This window comes from Bradyrhizobium sp. STM 3809 (assembly GCF_000239795.1).
Classification (GTDB): Bacteria; Pseudomonadota; Alphaproteobacteria; order Rhizobiales; family Xanthobacteraceae; genus Bradyrhizobium.
On sequence record NZ_CAFJ01000681.1, the window covers coordinates 1 to 640 of the forward strand.

Here is a 640-nt window from a genome sequence, read left to right on the forward strand (position 1 = left end):
GGCCTGGTCGGACTGCCCAATGCCGGCAAGTCGACCTTCCTGTCCAAGGTCTCGGCGGCCAAGCCCAAGATCGCCGACTATCCGTTCACCACCCTGCATCCGCAGCTCGGCGTCGTAAATGCCGACGGCCGCGAATTCGTGCTGGCCGACATCCCCGGCCTGATCGAGGGCGCGCATGAAGGCGCCGGTCTCGGCGACCGCTTCCTCGGCCATGTCGAGCGCTGCCGCGTGCTGCTGCACCTGGTCGATGCCACCTGCGAGCATGCCGGCAAGGCCTACAAGACGGTGCGGCACGAGCTCGAGGCCTATGGCGGCGACCTGACCGACAAGATCGAGATCGTCGCGCTGAACAAGATCGATGCTTGCGATCCGGACGAGCTGAAGAAGCAGAGGGACCGGCTGAAGCGCGCGGCCAAGAAGACGCCGCTGCTGCTGTCGGGCGCCACCGGAGAGGGCGTGAAAGAGACGCTGCGCAAGCTCGCCGACGTCGTCGGAGAACAGCCGGTGTCCAACAAGGCCAAGAACGCGGTCGAGAATGCCGCGACCGAGGAGCCGTGGGCGGCGCCGACGCCACCGCAGGGCTGATTCCTCGCCGCGAGCTTGCTTCGCGGGCTACGGCCGTCGCATAAGTCGCAGCACT

At 67.0% G+C, this 640-nt stretch carries 1 protein-coding gene; it reads left to right on the forward strand.

The window, feature by feature from the left end; all coding sequences use genetic code 11:
- Nucleotides 1–585 (forward strand): GTPase (locus tag BRAS3809_RS30070; RefSeq protein ID WP_035659406.1); only part of this gene is annotated, 585 nt, incomplete at its 5' end.
- Nucleotides 586–640: the final 55 nt, after the last annotated feature.